The 7,194-nt window shown below is 63.4% G+C and carries 8 protein-coding genes and 1 tRNA gene; 5 read left to right on the top strand and 4 right to left on the bottom strand.

From position 1 onward, the window contains the following. On the top strand, window positions 1-199 hold a 199-nt coding region (locus tag VF515_10490), incomplete at its 5' end, for an alpha/beta hydrolase (protein HEX7408060.1). Between the two features lie 765 nt (window positions 200-964). Here the strand turns inward: VF515_10490 and VF515_10485 are convergent. After that, the gene (locus tag VF515_10485) at window positions 965-1,285 is read right to left on the bottom strand and encodes a hypothetical protein (protein ID HEX7408059.1); all 321 of its coding nucleotides are present in this window, start codon (window positions 1,283-1,285) and stop codon (window positions 965-967) included. Window positions 1,286-1,508: 223 nt separating this feature from the next. Beyond that, window positions 1,509-2,792 (bottom strand): glycosyltransferase family 9 protein, encoded by a 1,284-nt coding sequence (locus tag VF515_10480; GenBank protein ID HEX7408058.1) that lies wholly within the window; start codon window positions 2,790-2,792, stop codon window positions 1,509-1,511. A 104-nt stretch (window positions 2,793-2,896) separates the two neighbouring features. Here VF515_10480 and VF515_10475 point away from each other — a divergent pair, with 104 nt between their 5' ends. The 3 genes from VF515_10475 to sufT all read left to right on the top strand — a co-directional run bounded on the left by VF515_10475 (window position 2,897) and on the right by sufT (window position 4,716). After that, on the top strand, window positions 2,897-3,637 hold the full coding sequence (locus VF515_10475) for a VIT1/CCC1 transporter family protein (GenBank protein HEX7408057.1): 741 nt from the start codon (window positions 2,897-2,899) through the stop codon (window positions 3,635-3,637). A gap of 148 nt (window positions 3,638-3,785) precedes the next feature. Next, the gene (locus tag VF515_10470) at window positions 3,786-3,959 is read left to right on the top strand and encodes a hypothetical protein (protein ID HEX7408056.1); all 174 of its coding nucleotides are present in this window, start codon (window positions 3,786-3,788) and stop codon (window positions 3,957-3,959) included. Window positions 3,960-4,164: 205 nt separating this feature from the next. Further along, entirely contained in the window at window positions 4,165-4,716 is a 552-nt protein-coding gene (gene sufT, locus VF515_10465) for a putative Fe-S cluster assembly protein SufT (GenBank protein HEX7408055.1), read from the top strand. Between the two features lie 6 nt (window positions 4,717-4,722). On the opposite strand, the gene VF515_10460 is transcribed toward sufT, so the two are convergent. Continuing rightward, window positions 4,723-5,292, bottom strand: a complete 570-nt coding sequence (locus VF515_10460; GenBank protein HEX7408054.1) for a L,D-transpeptidase — start codon at window positions 5,290-5,292, stop codon at window positions 4,723-4,725. Between the two features lie 305 nt (window positions 5,293-5,597). Here VF515_10460 and VF515_10455 point away from each other — a divergent pair. Then, window positions 5,598-5,671: transfer RNA gene (locus tag VF515_10455), tRNA-Lys, on the top strand. Window positions 5,672-6,096: 425 nt separating this feature from the next. On the opposite strand, the gene VF515_10450 is transcribed toward VF515_10455, so the two are convergent. Further along, window positions 6,097-7,194, bottom strand: a 1,098-nt coding sequence (locus tag VF515_10450; GenBank protein ID HEX7408053.1) for a choice-of-anchor Q domain-containing protein, incomplete at its 5' end; no start/stop codon positions are given.

Here is a 7,194-nt window from a genome sequence, read left to right as displayed (position 1 = left end):
GGCGCACCAGGCCATCCCCGGCAGCCGCCTCGAAATCTTCGACGGGGTGGGCCACTACCCGCACTGCGAGGCCCCCGAGCGCTTCGTCGCGGTGCTCGTCGACTTCATCGCCTCCACCAAGCCCGCCCGCCTGCCGGTGCGGGGCCACGGCCGCCGTTCTCCGCCGGTTGCCCGTACAACCCCCAAAGATGGATCCTAAGATGAGGGTCTTTAGCTCTTTTTGAATACAGTCTGCTTTGCGGCTGTGGCTTGCTGCTTCTTCTGGTCTACCGCGTTGCTCTTCGCCTGTTTCTGAGTCGCGTTTCTGCGTACTGATTTCGGGGACTTGTCGCCCATGTTCGAACCACCTTTCTCCTTTCAATCTGCTGACCTGCGGTTTCGAGGTAGCATCCTGCCGCAATGGCAGGCGCCGTCTGAAATTAAGAAGACATAGAGACCGCCGAAGCGATGACCTGCTCAACCATGGGAGATCAGTCGCGTACCGCAATCGACGCAGAATACGGTCTGCTGCCGTCGCGCTGCCGCGTGCTGCGCCTCACTGCACTGTCGCGCGCAAACACGTTCGTTGACGGCGTCGCCACACGTTGGGCAATGGCGGACGGGCGCGGACGCGCGTCGATGATTCAGGTTGTCGCACGCGTTGCGCCGGTTGAGCTGTCCCATCATCGGGCGATCCCTTTTTCTGCGTGCTCGATCATGGATCTCGCCTCGAACACTGCGCTTCCGCCTCACGCTGCCCCTCGCGCACCGCATCCCAGAAGCGCGCGCGTGCCGCCGTGACGCCGTCCCCCGAGTCTCGTTTCCTCTTCGGGGTCAAGAGACCCAGCAAGCCGCGTATCCTGCCGCGTCGTTGCCAGAGCCACCGCCAATGACGTGTAAGAGGACGTAGAGGCAGCATTCTCACTCTCCCAAGCTGGCGACCGGAATTGGCGTGCGCTTGCACCGCAGTCCTACCATGGGCGACTCACGCATGGGCTCCCACCTGAGCCAGCTTGCAGGTGATTTCCATGCACGGCGTGGCGCGCGAACTGACCACCGAGAGGGCGCCACTCGACCCTCCGGGATAGGTGAGATCGTCCGGCCACTGGCTGCACGAGACGCATACGGGTCGAAGCCCATTGCTCATGCTGATCATCCAGTGTCGCCCCTTTACTTCGAGCAGGAGATTGCCGTAGCGTTTGGTGGTCGCTTCGACACATTCGACCAACAACTCGCGTTCGTAAGGTGTATTGGTCGGGAGAATCAAGCCGCCACCCCGGAAGGAAAGATGCGCGATATCATTCATTGGAGCCCTCTCGGTTGGGCGGGCATGGCCCGCGAAGTTGTGGAGAGCTCAGTGCTCTCGATGGGGCTCGTACGCTTTCAAGTGGGGGGTCGTTGTACCCCCGAGTGCGGGCCGAGGACGTGTCGGCTAGGAGGCGATAGTCTCCGCCGTTGGCGCATCGCTGTCAATCATCGGTCGCAAGTAGCTGATTGGCGGTCCTTGCCTGGCGTTCCCGAAACGCCCGTCAGGGCACCACTGAGATGGTGTCTGCCCAAGCGGGATGGGTCACCACAGCCGCAACCGCCCCGGCAACCGTCGGCCGCATCAAGACCCGATCCTGCGGCGCGCGCGGCGCATAGATGAGCGAGGCGTCGCTCTGCAGCAGAGCGATCGCGGGCACACCCAGCGCCGCCGCCAAGTGCATCGGCCCGGAGTCCGGAGTGACGATCAACCGTGCCGCGCCCCACAACGCGGCGAAGAGTCGGAGCCGCTGCGGCGGCAGCACCCGCACGGTCGGCGGCAGCTCGCGCCGGTACTGGCGCTCGAGCTGCGCCTCCTCCGGACCGAGAAACACAATCACGCGTCCGCCCGACGTCGCCAACGATCGGGCCAGCTCGATCCACCGCGCCGCCAACCACCGCTTGTCCTGGTGCCCGCCGACGAACACCGCGATGAACGGCAGCGCCGCCGATCCCGCCGCGAGTTCCAACCGTTCGAGCAGAGCCAGGGCGGCGGTCCGCTCGTCGTCGCCGACGATGTACACGGGATGGTCAGGGCAACTCACCCCAAGCAGACGCGCGAACACCAGCGGGCTGTCGTACACATGCGCGGCATGCACCTTCGGCAGGCGCACGTTGAGGAAGCGATCCGCCCTGCCACCGCACCCGACGCGATAGCGTGCGCCGGTCAGATACGTATAGAGCCCGCCGGAGAAGGAGCCCATTCCGGCCTCGACCGCCACGTCGTAGCGCACCCGGCGCAGGCGCGCGAACAAGGCAACGAACTGCCACGGCCGGGCGATGAAGCGCCGGGATACGAGGTGCAGCCTATCCACCGGCAAGTGCGCCAGGAGTGCGGCCGTGGTGTCGCCACCCAAATAGTCCAATTGAGCCCCCGGAAAGCGCTGGCGGAGCGCGAGAATCAGCGGCGTCGCGATCAACGTGTTGCCGATGCGGAAATTCGAGCGGACGATCAAGACACGGCGAACGTCGCGCACGGCATCGATGGGCACGTTGGGCGGCGTGGGAAGCACGGCGTCGAGCCCGCGACCGAGCACGCGTTTGCCCCAGTGGCCCAGGGCCTTGCCCAGGCGTTGCGCGAGCGGGTGGTGGGCGAGAGACATCAACCGGACCGAAGCGTACCACGGAGGTGAAACGGTTGGCAAAGACGAAGGGAACAACAAGACGAAGGGAACACCATCCCCACTCAGCGGTTGAACCGCGATCCCAACCGCGCACAGGCTGGAATGGTCACGCTTCGCGAGATCGACCACGGCGCCAATGCCGTCGTCGATTCCTGCCGTGATCATCTCGGCTGGTTTCCTCACGGCCAAGCGGCACGGAAAGCCGCCGCCGCCCGTTATCTTCGGCTACAATTCTCGACTCGCGGCGCTTTCTAGTTTACGGTGCACCCATGAGCGACACGCCGGCCACTCGCGAGCGCCCCGTGCGCACCCGTTTGCACACGGAAGAACACACGCACGCTGGCGTAAGCGTACGCGACGTCGTCTTGGGCGTGAGTGATGGTCTCACCGTACCGTTCGCGCTCGCCGCCGGATTGAGCGGCGCGGTGACCAGCAATTTCATCGTCTTCCTCGCCGGCGTTGCCGAGATGCTGGCAGGCGGTATCGCCATGGGCCTGGGCGGCTATCTCTCGGAAAAATCGCACGCCGAGATCTACCGGAAAGAGCGCGAACGCGAACACCGCGAGGTCGACCAGGTGCCGGAGATGGAGAAGCGGGAAGTCCGTGACATCTGGAAGGCACGCGGATACACAGGGGAAGAGCTGGACCGCCTAGTCGAAACGGTCATCAAGGACCGCCATCGATGGGTGGACTTCATGATGCGCGAGGAACTCGGGCTGATGGAGCCCGCACCCGGCGCCGCCTACAAGACCTCGCTCACCATCGGGCTCTCCTACATCGCCGGCGCCATGGTACCCCTGTTTCCGTTTCTGCTGCCCCTGTCCATCAATCGAGCCTTGTTGCTGTCCAGCGTCACAACGCTCACGGCGCTGTTTTTGGTCGGCATCTTCAAATCGCGCTTCACGGGCGGCTCACCGTGGCGCAGTGGCCTCGAAACCCTGCTGATCGGCGCGGCGTCGGCGGGCGCTGCCTACGTGCTGGTACGCCTCCTGTCGCGCGGAACCCAATGACGCGCCGCCTCAAAGCCACGAGCCGTGCGTCGTAACGTCAAAGGGAGAGATCGAAGAACTGTACCCCGTTCTGTGAAATCGGGGGACTTGAACATCCGACCCATCTCGTGTTCTTAAGGGAGTGGTCGGAGAGAGAGGTGATGTGATCATGGCAAAGAAGGCACTATCGAAATCGACTGCGGCAAAATCGCGATCCAAGCAACCCACCGTGAAAAAAACAGCTCGGGCTGCCGCTCCGAAATCCACGTCGAAGTACGACCAAACCGGCGCACCGTGGTGGAAGAAGTTCCGACCGACCGAAGCCGCCGAATCCAAGCGGTAAGCGGCGGCCGACAGATCCCGTCTTTCGCACGGGACCGTTCTCCGCATTCATAGGGCGCGCCGAGACCCGTTTTGCCCTGCTACCCGGCATGACTGCGGCGCGGAGGCATCGCTTGCCGTGGCGCGCCCCATGACCTAGATTACCATCATCGATTCAAGAGTGATGGCGAAGTCGGAGCCTCTCTGTGCTTCGCCAGGAGGTAGACATGGACGAACAGGTCCAGCTGAGCCGGGATTGTCAGGCCGTTCAGATTCCTGCGGGACACACCGTGACCCTGCCGCAGGGCACGCTCGCGATCATCACCCAGTCGCTCGGGGGAACCTACACGCTGCAGGTGCCGAGTTTCGGGGGACTGTACCGCGTGGCGGGGCAGGATGCGGATGCTCTCGGCAAGGAACCGACACAGCCGCAACCGACTCGGACCGCCGCCGCGGAGGGAGGCAACGACCTCGAGCCGGCGGTGTGGGAGCAGTTGAAGACCTGCTACGATCCGGAGATCCCCGTGAACATCGTTGATCTGGGCCTCGTGTACGACATGCAGATTGCGAAGTTGGGCACCGGCAACAGCAGGGTGGACGTGAAGATGACGCTCACGGCACCGGGGTGTGGTATGGGCGCCTCCATCGCCAACGACGCGCGCATGAAGCTGCTGGATCTCCCGGGAGTCGAGGAAGCCGACGTCGATTTGGTGTGGGACCCGCCCTGGAGCCCGCAGATGATCTCGCCGGAGGGGCGCAGCCTCTTGGGCATGGATTAATTCGCCTTATTCGCTGATCGTCACGCGCGTACCGAGTCGGACTCGGTCGTAGAGGTAATCGATGTCAGCGTCGCTGACGGCGATACAGCCCTGCGTCCAATCAGCCGGAATGGGCGAACGGCCGCCGTACCCATGAATGCCGACCCGCCCGCCCATGGCGGTCGACCAGGGCGGTGTTGTTTCGTGCAGATTGGCGAAAAAGATATCCGCCCATTCGTCGGCGGAGATCAGCCGTTCGGCGAAGGCGCGTTCGGCATCATCGACGTTCGGATAACTGATGCCGAGGAATCGATGGAAGCGGCTGCGTGGCCGTTTCTCGCAGATATAATAGTCCCCTTGCGGCGTGCGGCCATCGCCTTGGCTCAATTTCCCCGTGGTCGGATCTTTCCCCAGCGCGACTTCGAACTTCCTCAGAACCCGATTCCCCTCTTCGAGCCACATCTCATGGCGGCCCTTCCACACTCGCAACGTCAGCTCGTCGGTGTCTCCACCACTTCTGGACCACGCCTGTGTGGCCGCAAGAAGACAGCATCCAGCGACACCCACATACATCAGGCTACGCCAACCACGCCGCATCCCGTCCTCCTTCATCTGTGTAGTCGTGAATCCGCGCGGAACGCCCAGATTCACGCGCATAAACAACCACAGGGCAACGGGGTCGGTCAATCGAATTTTCCATCAATGTTTCTGACGCGACAGGTACGGCGCCTTTGATGCACGCGGGCGGGCGACCCGTTTTAAATCACTGCAAATTATTCTCGTGCACCCGGCCGCGTGTGGACTGTCTCGACGAGTTCGGCTATGAGCGTTAGGACCCTGGCGGCAGCGATCGTTGCGCGCGCTTCCAGCCAAGGCGTGGAGTGTCCACGGACATCACGTGTGGGCCGCTAGCTCAGTTGGTTAGAGCAGCTGACTCTTAATCAGCGGGTCCCCAGTTCGACTCTGGGGCGGCCCATTTCGGAAGCCCCTGGAAACAGGGGCTTCCGTGCTTTCTGCCTCACAAGTGCCGCGCCAGCATTCCGCGCGTGTAAGCACTATGTAAGCAGCGGGAGGAAAGTCGCGGCCCGGCTCACGGATCAGCCGGCCCGGCCGCGCGTGGCGATTCCCCGCACAGTTTCTAGGTAAGTTGTGGGGAAACCCACCCCGGCAGGGCCGCCAAGCTGGCAGGAATCGTGACCGATGGGTAACCGGGCGCGTAGGTGGCCGATTGTCGGACGCACCGCACCCGCTGATCGGGAGCGCGTCACGAAATAACATGAAATCGGGTCCAGAGAGCCGTATTATGTTGTTTCTGGAGCAGGGTCCCGGACTGGCCGTTGGAAACCCTTGTGGCACAAGGCTTCCCGCGAGAAGAACATAAATTCCTAATTCTATGTGATTTCAGTGATTCGGGCAGCCGTTCAACGCGTTGTTCACCGCGGTAAGTATCTCATCGACGGTGATCTGCCCATCGTGATTGGCGTCTCCGGCTTCACACATCGTGACCGGCGTGTTCCCGAGGGCAATGTTCACCATGGTGAGGATCTCATCGACGGTAACCTGACCGTGGCCGTCGCAGTCGCCGACACACTTGCCGGGGGCATTGGTGGTTGTCGGAGTTGGCGTCGCTGTGGACGTCGGCGTGCTGGTCGGCGTTCGGGTTGGGGTGACCGTGGGCGTCACGGTCTGAGTCGGCGTAGCTGTGGGTGTCTTCGTCGGGGTGTTGATTGACGTGATCGTCGGTGTGGCCGTGGGCGTACTGATTGGCGTTGGACTCGACGTGATCGTCGCCGTTGGCGTGCTGGATGGGGTCAGCGTTGGCGTGTTGGTCGGCGTCGAGCTGTTCAGCGCCGTCTGCGTCGGCGTCGGAGTATTGCTCGGTGTTGCGGTGCTGACCGGTGTCTGCGTCGGCGTCCGGGTTGGGGTGTTCGTCGGCGTGTTGGTCGGCGTCACCGTCGGCGTGTTGGTCGCCGTCGGGGTCACCGTGGTCCCTGCGGCGTGCGCGCCTCCCTGACCGTTGAGATTGCGCGTCACACCCGTGAGGACTCCTGCCGTTGCCGCAGTCCCTGCACTGGCTCTGGCGGCTGACGCACCGCTGCATGACGTGCCGAGACCCGTGTATGAGATTAACTCGGGACCGATGAGAGCGAATCCGCCGGTGGGCGAGAAGATCGAGGTGTCAGAAACCGGGATACAGGTGTCGGTAGCAGCGATAGCACTGGAAAGGAAACTGCTTGGCAGCGCGTTGTACTCGTAGGCGCCGATGGAGCAGTGTGTGGCACTGCCACCTGGCCGGCCGTAGCCGCGCTGGTCGAGACTGTTCACGGGTGGTGCCGCGCACACCGCGTCGTTACCCGCGTTGATGGCCGGGCTGTCCGCCTGGAGCGCGATCGTTTGCGTCGGCCCGCCGTTGTTTGCCAGCCCAGCCGGGTCGAGCCGTGGGTCGGTACTGCTCAGCGAACCCGAACCGCTACCCCAGCCGCAAGTCGTGCCGTCCTC

It is taken from the genome of Candidatus Binatia bacterium (assembly GCA_036382395.1).
GTDB lineage: Bacteria > Desulfobacterota > Binatia > HRBIN30 > HRBIN30 > JAGDMS01.
This window is presented reverse-complemented; position numbering and strand designations above follow the sequence as displayed.